Source organism: Fibrobacter sp. UBA4309, from assembly GCF_002395745.1.
Taxonomy (GTDB): domain Bacteria; phylum Fibrobacterota; class Fibrobacteria; order Fibrobacterales; family Fibrobacteraceae; genus Fibrobacter.
Map to the genome: position 1 here is coordinate 1 of NZ_DGUN01000076.1, position 15,840 is coordinate 15,840.

Here is a 15,840-nt window from a genome sequence, read left to right on the forward strand (position 1 = left end):
CCTCAAGAAGCAGAAACTCTCCCCCATTCCCGTCCAGACGCTGAACGAAGAAGCGGAAACGACCCGCTATTTCGGCGGTGACCTCAAGGAATTCATCGCCGCGGCCAAGACGCTCGGCGCCAAGGGCATCTTCGTAGAGACGCTCTACCTCGAAGAAGACGAGTTCTTCTACGACAGCGGCATGGACGACGACGAATACCTCGCCCTCTACGGCAACGGCGACTGCTGCTGCGACGGCGAGTGCAAGTGCGGCAAGGGCAAGAAGTCCAAGAAGAAGGACGACGACAGCGATGTCGACGGAGTCTACTTCGAACCCGAAGACCTGGACGGTCTCGACCTCACGCTCCTCAAGCCGGAAATGGCCAAGTACCTCGACCGCATCGGCGAAGCCTGCGGCGTGCGCCTCACGGTGCCGGGCGTCGACCACCTCGAAGTGGAACTGTTCGCCGAATGGTACGACAAGTTCGCCGAACTCGTGGACGAAGCTTCCGAAGCTATCGAAATCGACCCGACCGATACGCTGAGGCAGGCACAGGCCATCTTCGAAGAAGCCGAAGACAAGAGCGTCAAGAAGATTGCCGCCCACCCGCCGAAGGGAAAGAAAGCCAAGAAGTAATCGCCCCCCGCGATTTAGACATTGCGGCCCGTAGATACGGGCCGCTTTTTGTACGTCAAAAACATCCGAGCCAGGCGCCGCGAGCTTTACAAGCGCACAAAAAAAGAGCGACCCACGCGGGCCGCCCTTTTAGAAGTTTTGAAGGAAAAACTTACTTGATCGCGATGCGCTGCATCTTGGATCCCTGCTTCACCAGGTAGACACCGGCGTTCTGGAAGCGGGCCTTAACAGCGTCCTTGATGGAAGCGCCGGCAGCCACGTCAACCTTGCCCATGAACTTGCCCTGCATGTCGAACACCTGGAACGTCTTGCCGGAATTGGTGAGACGGACATCGCCGTTCAGGCCCAGAGGAGGTTCTTCGCCATCCAGGCTGAACTTCACGTAGTCCACGTTGGTGTTGTCGTTGGCAATCGTGATGCGGAGGACGTGTTCACCGGCGGTAAGGGTAGCCTTGCCCGTGGCTTCTTCGTAGGTATTCCAGTCTTCCTGGGTATTGCCTGTGAAAGCGAGAGAAGCAAGAGCCGTGCCATCGAGAGAGAGTTCAACCGTGCCGGAACCGGAACCGTTAGAAACGTAGGCCGAGATATCGTATTCGCCAGCCTTGGTGACGTTCACGGTGTATTCGAGCCACAGGTCCTTAGCAGTGTAGCCGATAGCCTTGCCGGTACCGCCATTCACGATATCAACTGTGGGATAGTCTTCACCGCGGTAGTCGTGGTCGCCATCTTCGCCAGAGGCGCCCTGAGTGCCGGAGTAAGAATCGCCATAGTTGCCTTCGTCAAAGTTTTCGGCTTCAACAGTACCCGGAATCGATGCGGCAGTGCCACCGAACGGCTTGCGGTCGATCGGGGTCGGCGGTTCAGACGGCTGGCCGTTTTCGCTCATGTCGAAGTAGGTATATTCCACGGAACCCGTTGCATTACCACCGGCTTCGGTCATGAGCATCACTTCGGTCACGTTACCGAACTTGAGGGTCATCGTTTCGCCACCCTTAGAACCCTTGAGCTGTTTCTGCTGGCCCGTAAAGAGTTCGTTCCACTTGTCAAAGTGGGCCTGGATGTCGATATGGCCGCACTGACGCGGAGACTGGCGGATGCTGAAAATCTGCAAGAAGGTAGAAGTACCCGTCTTGGAAGGTTCCTGCTGACGCACAAAGGCATGGATGGTGTAAGTGGCTCCGTCAACGGTAATTTCGCCAAACTTGTCGCCCACATACTGTTCATTCGGTTTGCTGTACCAGTCATCCACGATGTAGTATTCCACCTGCGGATTCACCGTCCAGCCATAAATACCGATGTAGCCGTACTGGGCAGAACCTGTCTTGGTGTACTTGTAGTCGGCAGTGTACTGCATGCCCTTGACACTCTTACCCGGGCCATTATCGCCGTAACGGAAACCCACACGAGCCAGGAAGTCCGTGTTATTGCTCCAGTTGGCCTTGAAAGTACCGTTGTCGTAGTAGGTCATGGAGTTGGAACCACCCTGGGACCACTGTTCAAAGCCCCACGAAGTGCCGCCAATGGACCCCGTCTGGTTGCCGTTCACCTGGTGGCCGGAACCCTGTGCAACAGGCATAGCGTCCTTACACGCATCGACGGCGTAGGCAGAAGTAGCAAGGCCGAAAGCAAGCACCAAGCCTGCCTTGACCGCGAAATTCAAAGATGACTTTTTCATATTAACTCCTGTAGAAAAATCCCTTTTACCATAAAATAGCTCTGTTTTTTCAAAGTCAAATATTGGCGGATAAATTGCCGTTGTTGCCGAAAACAACACCAAAAAGGGCAAAAATGGGATTTTTACACAAAAAAAACGCCCCGCAAAACGGGGCGTCGAGAAAAGCTACAAGATTGTACTAGCGGGTAACCGTAATTCTACGGAGCCACTGACCCTGCTTGACCAGGTAGACCTGGGCCTTCGGGAAGCTGGCCTTCAAGGCTGTCGTCACGGACGTGCCCGGGAGAACTTCGAGCTTTCCGAGGTAGCGACCCTGCGGATCGAACACCTGGAAGGTTCCGCTCGGCTGCACATAGTCAAGGTCGTTGACCAAGGCGTATGTACCGCCGGAAGAGCCCGGATTGACACTTGCGCTGGACCTGCCGAAGCTGCCGCTAGACCTGCCGAAGCTACCGCTGGACCTGGCAACACTGCCACTGGACTTGGCCACTTCACTGGAGCTGGATTCCGGAGCAGCGACTTCGAGCGGATGAGCCTTGTCGGTCATCTTGAAGTAGTTAACATCGAACGAGCCCGAGCCACCACCGGCTTCGACAAGCACCTTGGCTTCATACATCTTACCCATCTTCATGCCGAGGGATTCCCACTTCTTGAAGTGAGCCGAGATGTCGATATGGCCACAGGAACGGGCACCCTTACGCTTGCTGAAGTACTGCGGGAAGGTAGCATTCCCCTTGATAGAGGGTGCGTTGTTACGCTGGTTCTGGTAAATTTCGTAGGTAGCACCATCAACCGTGAACTCACCCTTCTTCTGGCCAAGGAGGTTCGGACCCGGCTCGCTGAACCAGTCATCGACGATGTAGTATTCCACCAGCGGATCGACCGTCCAGCCGTAGATACCGATGTAGTTGTAGCCACCGGCGTTGCCACTCTTTTTCCAGTTAAAGTAGGCATCGATGGGGCCGAGATCTTCGTGAGATTTGTCTTCGTTGTACTTGAAGCCGACACGGGCAAGGAAGTCGTTGGTGCCACTCCATTTGGCAGTGAACGTACCGTTGTCGTAAGAGGTCATGGAGTTGTTGCCGCCCTGGTACCAGATTTCGTAATGGTACGGAGAGTTACCGACTTTACCCGTTGCGCTCTGGTTGTCACGGCCATTATCAACCTTGCCGTTGCCTTCGTGGCCCATCTGGTCCTTACAGGCATCGATCGTACCGGAAGTCGTGCCGCTACCACCCTTAGAAGAACTGGACTTGGCAACAGAAGAGCTGGACTTCGCCGTGCTTGAACTCGTCGGAGAAGACTTGGCATTGTCGGTCATATCGAAGTAAGTGTAGTCCACGGAACCTGTAGCGTTACCACCGGCTTCGGTCATGAGCATCACTTCGGTCACGTTACCGAACTTGAGCGAGGCAGAGCCACCGCCCTTGGAGCCGCGGAGCTGCTTCTGCTGTCCAGTAAAGAGTTCGTCCCACTTCTTGAAGTGGGCAGAAATGTCGATGTGGCCACACTGACGCGGAGTTTCGCGGATGCTGAAGAATTGCACGAACGTGGAAGTACCCGACTTGGAGGGTTCCTGCTGACGGAGGAACGCGTGGATGGTGTACTTGGCGCCATCGACGGTGATTTCGCCGAACTTTTCACCCACATACTGTTCGCTCGGCTTGCTGAACCAGTCGTCCACGATGTAGTATTCCGTTTCCGGGTTCTTGGTCCAGCCGTACACACCGATATAGCCGTACTGGGCGTTACCGGTCTTGGTGTACTTGTAATCGACCGCAAAATTCTTCGACTTGTGGTCAATTCCGTTGCCGTTGTACTGGTAGCCCACACGCGTCAGGTAGTCGCTGGAGCCACTCCAGTTTGCCTTGAACGTTCCGTTGCTGTAGTAGGTCATGGAGGCGTTGCCACCTTGGTACCACTGTTCGAAACCCCAAGGGGTTCCGCCAATGGAACCAACCCTGTTACCGCTCACCTGCGAGCCGTTTCCTGTATGCCCCATATTGTCATTACAGGCATCAGCCGCATAGGCAGACACTGCCAATCCGAGCGTTAGAGCAAGGCCAATACCGGCCAAAGAACTTTTTTTCATAGATTACTCCTGTTTAAAATCCCACATTCTAAATTTATCCCATTTTTACCCATTTTCCCCTGTCCAGACCAATCAAGTGTTGTTGTAAACATCAACATCGTTTTTCGCAAAAAAACGCAGCTTTATGTAAATTTCGTGCAAAAAAAACACCCCACTTTCGCGGGGCGACTGCAAGTCTCACGACACAAGGAGTTTTATCTCGGGATTTTCCTTCATGGAACGAGCAGATTTTTTTGGTGTCCCAGAAGAAAAGCGACACTCCAAAACACCGAGGCGCTTAACATCATGAACTCCAAAGGGCCAAGCCCATACATACAAACTACACAAAGTCGCATTGCCAAAGGCAACTTTTTTTCTGTTGCCGTTGTAGGCCTCTACAACAAAAAAGCGTCCCGGACTTTCGGCCGGAACGACTAATTTGTTTTTTTTCGCAGAAAAACGCTATTTTACCAAGACTCTCGCCTTGCCGTATTTTGCGGTAACTGCCTTGTCGACGCTAGTCCCCGCCGGAACGAACAGATGGCCCAGCACGCGTCCCTGCAAGTCGAAAACCGTCAAGTGGCGGTCGACGGCGCTTACGCGGGCCACCAGCGGGAGGACATCCGTAGAGCTGGAAGATTCCTCGACAGCGCTAGAGGTTTCTGCCGCAGAGCTAGAAGAACCGGCGACAGAACTAGAAGATTCCTCGTCAGTCTTGTTGCTAGTAAAGTCTATATATGTATACTCGGCGGAACCCTTGGCATTGCCATCGCCAAAGGCTTCGACCGTAGCCATCACGCTGGACAAATTGCCGAACTTGAGCGTAACTTTCTTAAGGGTTCCCTTGAGGTCCGGGATGCTATCGCTTTGCCCAGCAAAGAGTTCAGCAAACTTGTTTAAATGGGCCGAAACACTCATATGACCACACTCGCGCGGCGTCTCGCGAATGCTAGTAATCTGCATAAAATAGGTATATTCCCTAAAGGCCTCCCCTTCTTCGCGCAACTGGGCATAAATCGCATATTTTGCGCCATCCACCTCGATTTCGCCAAATTTACGCCCGAAAGACGCTTCTTCGATATTGCCGGCCCAGTCGTCTATAATAAAGAACTCGTTAAACGGTTTTGTAGTCCAGCCATGGACACCGACATAGGCGCCTCCGGACTCAACATTCTTCGTATACCTGTAATCCAAGGAAAAATTCTTGGTTTTGACGTTCATGCCATCGCCACCATAGCTGAATCCGACACGGGCCAAGAAATCATAGGTATCATTCCACTCGGCCTTGAACAAGCCGCTATTATAATAGGTCAATTTTTTCCCGTTGGACGTATTCGACCCGTCAAACCACAGTTGGTAACTCAGCGCCGATCCAGGGATAGAACCATCCGTGCTGCCAGTCACAACGTAAGCATCCCCCTTGAGGGGCATATCTCCGGCGGTGCACGCATCGACCGCATAGGCGGAAACCGAAGCCCCCATCAAAAGGGCGAGACACAAATTCATCATTTTGCTATTCATTTTCTACCGTCAGTTTCTTCTAACCTGTATAATATATACCACTAGGCACCCAAGGACAGGCTCCAAGAAGAAATGATGTTGTTCATAAAAACAACAACAAAAAAAGGCGCTTTCCGAGTGGAAAACGCCTTTTTTTTTAAAGCGAGTTGCCGGAATTATTCTTCGGCAGGCGTTTCAGAAGAGGCTTCCGCAGGAGCAGACTTCTCAACGGAATCGTCATCGACTTCGACGCCTTCCACCTTGTCGAACGTCTCCTTCGCCTCGGCGCTGTCGTGTTCGATGTCCTCGACGCTCGGGAGCGCAGTAGCATCTTGCACCATATCGCCTTCACGCAGGCTGATGGCCTTCACGCCCTGGGCATTGCGGCCCGTGAGGCGGATAGAATCCACCTTGATGCGGATAACCTGGCCTTCCTTGGTAGTAATGATTAAGTCATAGTCATCGGCAACGCTGTCGACGAATACGGCCGGGCCGATCTTTTCGGTAACGTTCAGGTTCTTGACACCCTTGCTGCCGCGCTTGGTCACGCGGTAAGAGCCCGGTTCGCTGCGCTTGCCGTAGCCCTTCTCGGTAATGGTAAGCACCTTGTTACCCGACTTGAGCCACAGCAGAGAAATGACTTCGTCACCCTGGGCTAGCCTGATACCGCGAACACCGTGAGTCCCGCGGCCCATCGGGCGGAAGCAGGTAATCGGGAACGTGACCGCCTGGCCATTCCTGGTCGCAAGCATCAGCAAGTCGTTCGGGATAGGCATGTTCTCGGCCACCTGGTCGTCGGCATCGCCTTCCGTTTCGGCGGCATCGTTCACGTCGGCGTCGGCAGAACTGTCTTCGCCTTCGCCAGCGTTCAGGGAGGCCTTGTATTCTTCTTCGGACATGCCCACAAGCAGCACCTTCACCAGTTCGTCGTCTTCGTCGAGGCTGATGGCGTTCACGCCGGCCTTGCGCGGACGGCTGAACAGCTTGAGGTCCATCTTGTTGATAATGCCCTTCTTGGTCGCAAACACGAGGCAGAAGTAACCGCCGAACTTGCGGACAGGCACAATCGCCTGCACCCTTTCACCTTCGGTAAGGCCGACAAAGTTGACAATCGGGCGGCCCTTGCCGTTGCGCGTACCTTCGGGCAAGCGGTAAACCTTGGTCCAGTAGGCACGGCCCTTGTTGGTGAACACGAGCAGGTAGCTGTGCGTGCTCGCCGTGAAAATCTGTTCCACGTTGTCTTCGTCCTTGAGGCCGGCACCGATAATGCCCTTGCCGCCACGGCTCTGCGCCTTGAACGTATCAATAGGCAGACGCTTGATGTAGCCTTCCTTGCTCAAGGTGATCACCTGTTCTTCTTCGGCAATCAAGTCTTCTTCGTCGCTATCGTCGATAGCTTCACCGATAGTGGTGCGGCGGTCGTCGCCGTACTTAGCCACGACGGCATCGAGCCTTTCGAGCATGATGGCGATGCGGCGTTCACGCTTTTCGAGGATATCCTTCAAGTCGGCGACGGTCGCGACAAGCTCGTTGTATTCAGCTTCCAACTTTTCCAAGTTGAGGCCGGTGAGCTGGCCCAAACGCATGTCGACAATGGCCTGCGACTGGATATCGTCCAGGCCAAAGCGGTCCTGCAAGCTCTGCTTTGCAATATCGGTCGTCTTGCTGGCCTTGATAATCTGCACGACCTCGTCGATGTTCTGGGTCGCGATGCGCAGGCCTTCGATAATGTGGAGGCGGGCTTCGGCCTTTTTCAAGTCGAACTGGGTCGAACGCGTAATCACGTCGAGGCGGTGATCGATATAGACCTGCAGGAGTTCCTTCATGGTAAGGACCTTGGGCAGGTTGTTAATCAGCGCCAGGTTGTAGATGCTGAACGTTGTCTGTAATTGAGTGTACTTGTACAGGTTGTTCAGGACAACTTCGCCAACAGCATCTCGACGGAGTTCAATAACGATGCGGATATCGCGGCTAGATTCGTCGCGGATATCGGTAATGCCGTCAACGCGCTTTTCGCGGACCAGGTCTGCAATCTTCTTGCAGAGTTCCGCCTTGTTCACCATATACGGGATTTCGGTAACGATGATGCGCGGTTTGCCCTTGGAGTCCGTCTCGATTTCGGTCTTGGCACGTACACGCACGCGACCATGGCCGGTGAGATAAGCGTCGCGGATACCGGCACGGCCACAAATAACGGCACCCGTCGGGAAGTCCGGGCCCTTGATAAATTCCATCAGGTCTTCGTCCGGGAGTTCCGGATTGTTCGCCAAGGCATGGATGGCCGCTCCGACTTCGCGCAAGTTATGCGGAGCCATGTTGGTCGCCATACCCACTGCGATACCGGATGTTCCGTTCACAATCATGTTCGGGAGCGCAGACGGGAGCACCAACGGCTCTTCGAGCGATTCGTCGTAGTTCGGGCCCATGTCGACGGTATCCTTTTCCAGGTCTTCGAGCATGAGCGCGCCAAGGTTGTTCATCTTGGCTTCGGTGTAACGCATGGCGGCAGGGCTATCGCCGTCGATGGAACCGAAGTTTCCCTGACCGAATACCAGCGGGTAGCGCAGCGAGAAATCCTGAGCCATACGGGCGAGCGTTTCGTACACGGCGGAGTCGCCATGCGGGTGGTACTTACCGATGACATCACCCACGATGCGGGCGGACTTGACCGTTCCCTTGTTCGGGACCACACCCAGTTTGTGCATGCTGTACATCACGCGGCGGTGGACGGGCTTGAAACCGTCTCGCGCATCGGGCAAGGCACGAGCAACAATGACGCTCATGGAATAGCGGAGATAGCAATCCTGCATGTCCTGTTCAATCAGGCTCTTGAACTGCGATCCAGGGACCATTTCTTCTGACATTATTATTCCTCAGTTAGTGGTTAGTGGTTAGTGATTAGTGGTTAGGACATCCTAGCCGCAAGCACCTCCCGCTAACATTTCATTTATTACTTCTAAACCTTTTTCGTCGGTCTGGTCGATGCGGTGGGGCGTTATCGTAGCGAACCCCTGGTCAAGCAGGTAGTCGTCACTGTCCACGGGCTGTTTGTCCCACAACTTGTCGCCATCCAGTTGCCACATTCCACCTTCGTGGGAATAGTGGTCCGTAAACATGCCGAGAGCCATCTTCGTCGCCTTGAAACCCTTGAAAGATTCGGCAGTGGCCTTCGGGAAATTCACGTTCCAGAATACGCCTGCGGGAATTTGGCGGAACCAGCCGTCTTTTACCGCCTTTACCGCAAAATCAATCGCCGTCTGCAAAAGGGCATCCCCTGTCCCGCGCAACGAAAGGGCGATGCCGGGAACGCCCCAGAGGGCCGCTTCGCGCGCACCGGCGACCGTTCCGGAATAAAGGGAAGAAACCCCCGAATTCTCGCCGACATTGACGCCCGAAAAACACACGTCAAATGTCCCCGGACCACCCCCCTCGGTAGAAAGCCCGTGCGCGGCATAATGCCCCAGGGCAAACTTGACGCAATCGGCAGGCGTCCCGTCCATCGAGAATACGCTATAACCGTCCGCACAAGGAATTTTTTCGACATGGAGGCCGCGACGGACCGTAAATGCGTGCGAAATGCCGCTCTGTTCCGTTTTCGGGGCAAACACGAAAACCTCCCCAAAGGGAGAAAGGGCGCCAGCCAAGGCGTGCATATTCGCGCTACCCACCCCATCGTCGTTAGCGACAAGGATGCGCGGTTTTCGTGCGTCTTGCATTCTAGTTACAAGATAGTATTTTCGAAAGAAAAAAATGCTGTCGCGGCCCCTGCAATAGCTATCTTTGAAGCATGTATACCGAACCGAAATTCCTTTCCATGAAGGAAACGTCCAAGGCCAAGCGCATGGCGGAGCTTTTGCGCGTAATCATATTGCAGTTGGGCGACGACGTGCCTCGCGCCAGGCACGAATTCGAGACGTACGCCGAATGGATGAAGCTCCCCGAAAGCGAACGGCTTACCGGTAAGAACCAGGCGCAGATGATCGACCTGTACAAGACTTTCCGCACGCGGGCGGGCCTCGGGTTCGAACGCGACATCTACCTGGAGCAGGAACCGGGGGACCGCGAAACCGCCAACGAAAAACCGATACAGTTCGCCGTACTCGTGCACAACCTGCGCAGCGCATTCAATGTAGGTTCCATCATCCGCAGCACGGACTGCTTCGGGCTCGAAGGAGTCCACCTGAGCGGCTACAGCTGCGGGCCCGACCACGTGACCGTCAAGAGCGCCGCCCGCGGCTGCCAGGAATGGATTCCCATCAAGCGCTGGGACAGCCCCTTCGACTGCGTCAAGTGGCACAAGGATAACGGCTACGAGATTATCGCGCTCGAGACCGGCGAAGACATCCCGAGCATCAACGACGTCACCTGGCCCGAAAAAGGCCTGATCATCCTCGGCAACGAAGAATTGGGAATCGCCCCCGAACTCATGGCGGAGGCGACTATGAAAGTGACCATTCCCATGGCGGGCCGCAAGGCGAGCATGAATGTCGCCGGGGCGTTCGCCATTATGGCGTTCTGCTTAAGGAGCAGGTGCGGTGGCAGGCGCTAGAGCCTTTACCGCATCCGTCAAACGATTGATGGCCTGGATAAGTTCGTCCATCTTGGCTTCGCTTACGCCACCCTGCACGACGGTCGCGGCATTGGCGGCAGTTGCGGCAGCAGCCTCGGCAACGGGCTTTGCGGATTCCTTCACAGGGAGCTTGCCAAACCAGATATCCGGCCAGCGGTCGTTACCCGTGTGGTAGGTAATGCGGGTCGCGGTTTCCACCGGTTCGCCAATCTTCCAGATGTAGAGTTCGTAGTCAAAGAGGTCGTGATCGTGGCCCTTGTCGGTTGCGCCCCAAACGAGCCACTTGCCGTCGGGAGAAAGGCGCGGGAAGTATTCGTGACTGCGGCGGCCGGGCAGGTCCATCAACTTCACGTTCTTCGGGATGCCAAAAAAGCCAACCTTTTCCACCTGCTTGCCATCCTTGGCAGAGAACCACAGGATTTCGCTCGGGGCGGCCGTGCCGCCGTTACCCGTCGGGTTCACGCGGTAAAGCTTGCTGCCGTCAAAATTCCAGTCAATCTGGCAACCGTCGCCGGACTTGGTCCAGGAATTCTTGGTCAAGTCCCACACGCCCGTTTCGCGCATGGAGCCGCGGAGCGTAATCGCCAAATGCTTGCCGTCGGGGCTCATGTTCGGTTCCTGCAGAATCACGCCCGCCTTGTTAAAAGCTTTTTCGCCATCAAGCACGAGCGTTTCCTTCTTGCTTGCGAGGTCCATCGTAAAGACCTTCCCCGCGCGGCTGAACACGATGGACTTGCCGTCGGGCCTCCAGGTGCCCCACGTGGCGTTGTCCACCACCTTGCGGGCATTTTCGCCCGAGATGTCAACCATCCACAAGTCCCACTTTTCGGGGTAGTTCGCGTCGTTTTCGGGAACCCAACCGCCCTTGCTGCGGTTGAACATCACCGTAGATCCATCCGGAGAAATCCTCGGGAACCAGTCCACGTTGTCGCCCTTGGTAAGCGCACGCGCGTTCGTACCGTCGGCATTCATAATCCAGATATCGTGACGGGAGCTTGCACGGCTCGTGGCCCAGACAATCGCACCCTCGAGCTTGCCCTTGAGGGCGGAAAGAGCCTTCTGCTCGTCGGCAGTCGGGTCCACAGCGGCACCCGTCGGGGCGCCCTGTTGTGCATAAGCGGATACCGCGGCGAGTGCGGCACAGATAGAAAACTTCACAAACGTATTCATACCCTAAAAATACGAAAAAAAAAGCGGGAACCAAACAGGCTCCCGCATTTTTCTGTAGAATCAAGAATTTAACGCACTATTGTAAGTGAATTTTCCGCATTACTGTTGAATTTGCCGTCTGAACCCGGACAACATAGGCTCCGTCGGGGATTCCCTGCAGGCCGAACGCCCTGTTGTCGTCTAGGTGACCGTTCCAGAGGGTCTTGACCACGGAACCCGTCAAGTTGAACACATCGATGCGGGCGCGGCCAGCAAAATTCACCTGGAGCATGCGGTTGCTCATTGAAAGTGCAGGTGCAGCAGCGGCCTTGGCAACCAAGACCTGGGTACTGCTGGACTGCGTTACCGTAGAGCTGGAACTCTGCGGCCCAGGGCCGGCCTGTGCAGCGGCAAGGTTCGGCATGTTGCCCGAAACCAGGAGTCCGTTCAAAAGCTTGAGCGACTGGTTGAAGTAGTTCTCGTCACCCAGTTTCACCGCTTCGGCCCAGTATTCGTCGAGCTTGGACTGGTACTTGGCGTCCGAAATGAGAGCCGTCATCATCGAGGTCACAAAAGTGCTGTTGTGGTCGTTGCCGAGAGAACCCGAGGAACGCGATATGGGACCCTTCATATCCGCAGCCGAAATCTTGGACACAAACTCGGCCATCTTCTTGTCAATAGCAAGGGCACGCTGGTCGCCATGCCAGCAAACGGCCTTAGCGTTACGCCACGGAGCTCGGGGAGCGTCATAATGGAATTCATCATTCTCGCTCGTCCACGAATTGCCGTTTTTATTCATCCAGTCGTCGATAAGGCCCGTCGAAACTTCGCCCGAACTGATTTCGTAAAGATTCATGTTCGCTTCGTAGGCAGTCTTGCTCCAAAACTCGGCGTTTTCCGTATCGACGGCAGCGAAAAGCGGCATGTAGGCAGGGTCGAAATAACCCGGATTTTTACGATTTTTGCCGGCATCGCCCCACTTGTCGCCCGGCAAGTGCAAACCGTTCGATTCGAACTCATGTTGTTTCATGGCCTGGATGAGCTTCTTGGCATCTTCCTTGTACTTCTCATCGCCAAACTGGTAGTACGCCATAATCAATGCCGCAGCGGCATCGATATCGCCATCGAGGGCGGCACCCTGGTCCTGCTTGTTCGAAAGGTTCGTCACCTTCCAGACCATCAGGTTATTCTCGTTCATCATCTTCTTGTAGAAGTTCCAGATCTTGTCGAACTGGCTCTGGTAGCTGGTCGTCTTGTCGCTGAAATACACCATCAGGAGCATGCCGTAACCGACACCCTCCGAGAAATATTCGTCGGAACCGGGATTGGAACGCACACCGGCCACATCGCCCGACTCGTTGTACATTGCCTGCATCCAGTATGCAAACTGCTTTTTCAGATCCTCGGAAGCCTTGGCCTTGTCGCTCAGAAGCGTCGCGTTTCCGCCGTAATCGGACATCTGAGGGAACGGGAAGTTTACCGTGCCCTGGGCGAACACGGACATGGCCGACAATGCGGCAAATATCGAGAGTTTTGCAATTGCTTTCATACCCTAATAATACGAAAAAAAAGCCCTCTTTCAAAGTGATTTACATCAAATATGCGTTTTTTTGCGTTTTTAAGCCAATTCCGGTGTTTATCGCTGTAAACGGAAAACGATGCGCGCTAGGTAAAACATCGCCCTGTTTAACCTATTTTCATAACAAAGAGGATGTTTCGATGAAAACCATGACTTTCACAGCTTTTGTTTCCGCGATGGCGCTTGGTGCCTCCCTCGCGGTGGCCCAAACCATCACCCCCACCCGCGTGGGGCCCGTTAGCCAGTACGGTCAGCTGATGACCGGCAAGAACTCGCAAGGCAAGGGGCAAATTTACGGCAGCTGCGAAGGCGTAAAGGACGGCGCCGAGGTGCAGGTGCGCGGCATGAGCCTCTACTGGAGCCTGATGGACGAAGCTCTTGAGTTCTGGAGCGAAGAAGGCGTCACCAGCATGGTGAACGACATGAAAATCCAGATCGTTCGTGCCGCCATGGCAACCGGCAAGGAAGACTGGACCAAGGGCAAGTATATCGGCTACGAGGTTCAACCCGAAGCCCAGACGAACTTCATGAAGGCTGTCGTGGAAGCCGCCATCAAGCAGGACATATACGTCATTATCGACTGGCATTCGCACGAGGCAAACACCCAGACGCAAAACGCCGTCAAGTTCTTCGGCGAGATGGCCCAGAAATACGGCAATTATGACAACGTGATTTTCGAGGTATTCAATGAACCCCAAAAAGTCGAATGGAATGTCATCAAGAATTACGCCGACGCCGTAGTGGCCGAAATCCGCAAGTACTCCGACAATCTGATTCTCGTGGGCACGCCGGAATGGGACCAGTACCCGAACAGGGCTATCGGTGGCGAAATCAACGACCCGAAAAAGAACACGGCGTACACGTTCCACTACTATTCCGGAACGCACTGCATCTCGGGCATGCACCCGGGAAACCAGTACTGGACCTGCGAAGGTGAGCACGCCATCGAAGCGATGAATGCTGGCCTCTCCGTATTCGTCAGCGAATGGGGCACCACGACCGCCGATGGAAAGGGCGGAATCGCGGGCGACAACGACGGCTGGCAGAACTGGATGAACGAGAACAAGCTCTCCTGGGCAAACTGGTCGGCTTCCAAGATTCCCGAAGGTTCCGCGGCATTCTCTAGTGGCGCGACCAAGACTTCGCTGCAGTACAGCAACTCCGGCAACCAGGTCAAGGGTTACCTTTCCTCGAACCCCGCCAGCTACACCAAGTGCCCCACCGGCGAGCAGGGTCAAGGCCAGCAAGGTCAGCAGGGCCAAGGCCAGCAGGGAACCGCATCGCTCCTCGCGACGCCTGAATTCGGGCTGAGCATTTCGTTCGCCGGAAAGACGCTCCGCGTTTCCGCACCGCAGGCAGCGACCGTCGAGATTTTCAACACCCTCGGCAACAAGCTTCTCGCCGTCGATCACGTCCGCGGGGACCTCTCGCTCGCCATGCTTCCGGTCGGCCGCTACATGGTCCGCGTCCGCAGCGGGTCCGCTAGCACGATGCGCGCCATCGCCATCAAGTAAGAATTCACACAAGAGAGAGAAAAGGCTCGATCCTTCGGGACCGGGCTTTTTTTATTTTTCTCGCATGATGATCACCGTTCAGGACTTTTCGGGCGTCTATGCCGAGCAGCCCTTCATGCAGGGGCTGCGGAAAAGCGCGGACCAAAGCTCCGCGGGTACGGACGCTCAAATCCGGTGGATGGACTGCACCGGGATTCCCAGTACAGACTGCTACTGCGATGACGATGCCGTTGCCGCCATCCGCAAGCAAATCGCCGATGCGGGCATCACGGATGCGCACGGAATCCATTTTTTTGACAACGGGAATTTTCACTACATGAGCAAAATCTGGACGGACATGGTCCAGGAGCCCTTCGACCTCGTGGTTTTCGACCACCACCCCGACATGCAGGTTCCTAGATTCGGGAACATCCTCAGTTGCGGTGGATGGGTACTCGAAGTCATGAAAAGCAATCCGTTCTTGCAGGGCGTTACGATTATCGGAGTCACCGACCACCTCGTAGACGAAATCCGCGCAGAACTTTCGCAGACGTGCGATGCCAAAATTTTAGACAAAGTAACATTCATCAAAGAAAGCGAACTTTACCAGATTCCGGGTCAAGCCCGGAATGACGCCATCGCAAGCACCGTTCAAACGTCATGGCGGCCCTGGAGCCGCCATCTAGAATCCGCATCACTCTACATTTCCATCGACAAGGACGCCCTCTCCCCCGCCTATGCGGCTACGAACTGGGACCAGGGCTCGCTGGACGTAGCAGCACTCAAAGAAATCATCGCCGGCCTCGCCGCAAGCCACAAAATCATCGGTGTAGACATCTGCGGGGAGCGCGCCCGCGACTTTGCAGGCGACGAGTACCACACCGTGCAAGAAGCGGACGCCCTAAACGACCGCACTAACCGCGAATTGACGGAATTTCTGCAGAATCTCTGACTGCTCTTGAAATTTTCCAGCCAATAACCTATATTTGCCGCGTTAGAATTCTGCGATGTTGCAGGATTTTTCCGGAAGTCTTTGTCTAACCTTCCTTAAAAAACAAAATGAAAAGCTATATCCAGCGTGAATGGCAGGACTTGGTTATCCTGCTGCGCAACATTCCCTCCCTCGCCGTCAGTTTCTTTATCCTCTCCGTCGTGTGCATGAACTTGCTCGCGAACAAGGAACTGGT

General features: G+C 54.9%; 10 protein-coding genes and 1 pseudogene. 4 read left to right on the plus strand and 7 right to left on the minus strand.

Annotated elements, in window-relative coordinates; translation table 11 throughout:
• A partial coding sequence (locus B3M32_RS11110) for a hypothetical protein (RefSeq protein ID WP_290746831.1) occupies positions 1–616 on the plus strand: 616 nt, incomplete at its 5' end.
• A gap of 151 nt (positions 617–767) precedes the next feature.
• Here B3M32_RS11110 and B3M32_RS11120 read toward each other — a convergent pair.
• From B3M32_RS11120 to surE, 5 genes and pseudogenes are all read right to left on the minus strand, one after another.
• Positions 768–2,105 (minus strand): annotated as a pseudogene (locus tag B3M32_RS11120) (glycoside hydrolase family 11 protein); the annotation flags it as partial.
• Positions 2,106–2,469: 364 nt separating this feature from the next.
• Positions 2,470–4,383, minus strand: a complete 1,914-nt coding sequence (locus tag B3M32_RS11125; RefSeq protein WP_290746834.1) for a glycoside hydrolase family 11 protein — start codon at positions 4,381–4,383, stop codon at positions 2,470–2,472.
• A gap of 441 nt (positions 4,384–4,824) precedes the next feature.
• Positions 4,825–5,871 (minus strand): glycoside hydrolase family 11 protein, encoded by a 1,047-nt coding sequence (locus B3M32_RS11130; protein ID WP_290746837.1) that lies wholly within the window; start codon positions 5,869–5,871, stop codon positions 4,825–4,827.
• A 167-nt stretch (positions 5,872–6,038) separates the two neighbouring features.
• Complete coding sequence (gyrA, locus tag B3M32_RS11135) at positions 6,039–8,726, minus strand: DNA gyrase subunit A (RefSeq protein WP_290746840.1); 2,688 nt, start codon at positions 8,724–8,726, stop codon at positions 6,039–6,041.
• 51 nt (positions 8,727–8,777) lie between these two features.
• Positions 8,778–9,578: a 5'/3'-nucleotidase SurE gene (gene surE, locus B3M32_RS11140; protein WP_290746843.1), complete on the minus strand. Its 801-nt coding sequence runs from the start codon at positions 9,576–9,578 to the stop codon at positions 8,778–8,780.
• Positions 9,579–9,649: 71 nt separating this feature from the next.
• Between surE and B3M32_RS11145 the strand changes: the two genes are divergently transcribed.
• Entirely contained in the window at positions 9,650–10,411 is a 762-nt protein-coding gene (locus B3M32_RS11145; RefSeq protein WP_290746846.1) for a TrmH family RNA methyltransferase, read from the plus strand.
• Here B3M32_RS11145 and B3M32_RS11150 read toward each other — a convergent pair.
• Both B3M32_RS11150 and B3M32_RS11155 read right to left on the minus strand, forming a co-directional pair.
• Positions 10,382–11,602: a hypothetical protein gene (locus tag B3M32_RS11150; RefSeq protein WP_290746849.1), complete on the minus strand. Its 1,221-nt coding sequence runs from the start codon at positions 11,600–11,602 to the stop codon at positions 10,382–10,384. The two genes, B3M32_RS11145 and B3M32_RS11150, sit on opposite strands and share 30 nt — an antisense overlap.
• 76 nt (positions 11,603–11,678) lie before the next feature.
• The gene (locus B3M32_RS11155) at positions 11,679–13,130 is read right to left on the minus strand and encodes a glycosyl hydrolase family 8 (protein ID WP_290746851.1); all 1,452 of its coding nucleotides are present in this window, start codon (positions 13,128–13,130) and stop codon (positions 11,679–11,681) included.
• 170 nt (positions 13,131–13,300) lie between these two features.
• Between B3M32_RS11155 and B3M32_RS11160 the strand changes: the two genes are divergently transcribed.
• Both B3M32_RS11160 and B3M32_RS11165 read left to right on the plus strand, forming a co-directional pair.
• A complete protein-coding gene (locus B3M32_RS11160; RefSeq protein ID WP_290746854.1) occupies positions 13,301–14,674 on the plus strand; it encodes a glycoside hydrolase family 5 protein in 1,374 nt (457 codons plus the stop codon).
• 64 nt (positions 14,675–14,738) lie between these two features.
• Positions 14,739–15,605, plus strand: coding sequence for an arginase family protein (locus B3M32_RS11165; RefSeq protein WP_290746856.1), 867 nt, complete (start codon positions 14,739–14,741; stop codon positions 15,603–15,605).
• Positions 15,606–15,840: the final 235 nt, after the last annotated feature.

Bases quoted from the DNA above. Each gene is read 5' to 3' on its own strand.
- B3M32_RS11125 (WP_290746834.1), bottom strand. From the start codon at position 4,383: ATGAAAAAAAGTTCTTTGGCCGGTATTGGCCTTGCTCTAACGCTCGGA.
- B3M32_RS11130 (WP_290746837.1), bottom strand. From the start codon at position 5,871: ATGATGAATTTGTGTCTCGCCCTTTTGATGGGGGCTTCGGTTTCCGCC.
- gyrA (WP_290746840.1), bottom strand. From the start codon at position 8,726: ATGTCAGAAGAAATGGTCCCTGGATCGCAGTTCAAGAGCCTGATTGAA.
- surE (WP_290746843.1), bottom strand. From the start codon at position 9,578: ATGCAAGACGCACGAAAACCGCGCATCCTTGTCGCTAACGACGATGGG.
- B3M32_RS11145 (WP_290746846.1), top strand. From the start codon at position 9,650: ATGTATACCGAACCGAAATTCCTTTCCATGAAGGAAACGTCCAAGGCC.
- B3M32_RS11150 (WP_290746849.1), bottom strand. From the start codon at position 11,602: ATGAATACGTTTGTGAAGTTTTCTATCTGTGCCGCACTCGCCGCGGTA.
- B3M32_RS11155 (WP_290746851.1), bottom strand. From the start codon at position 13,130: ATGAAAGCAATTGCAAAACTCTCGATATTTGCCGCATTGTCGGCCATG.
- B3M32_RS11160 (WP_290746854.1), top strand. From the start codon at position 13,301: ATGAAAACCATGACTTTCACAGCTTTTGTTTCCGCGATGGCGCTTGGT.
- B3M32_RS11165 (WP_290746856.1), top strand. From the start codon at position 14,739: ATGATGATCACCGTTCAGGACTTTTCGGGCGTCTATGCCGAGCAGCCC.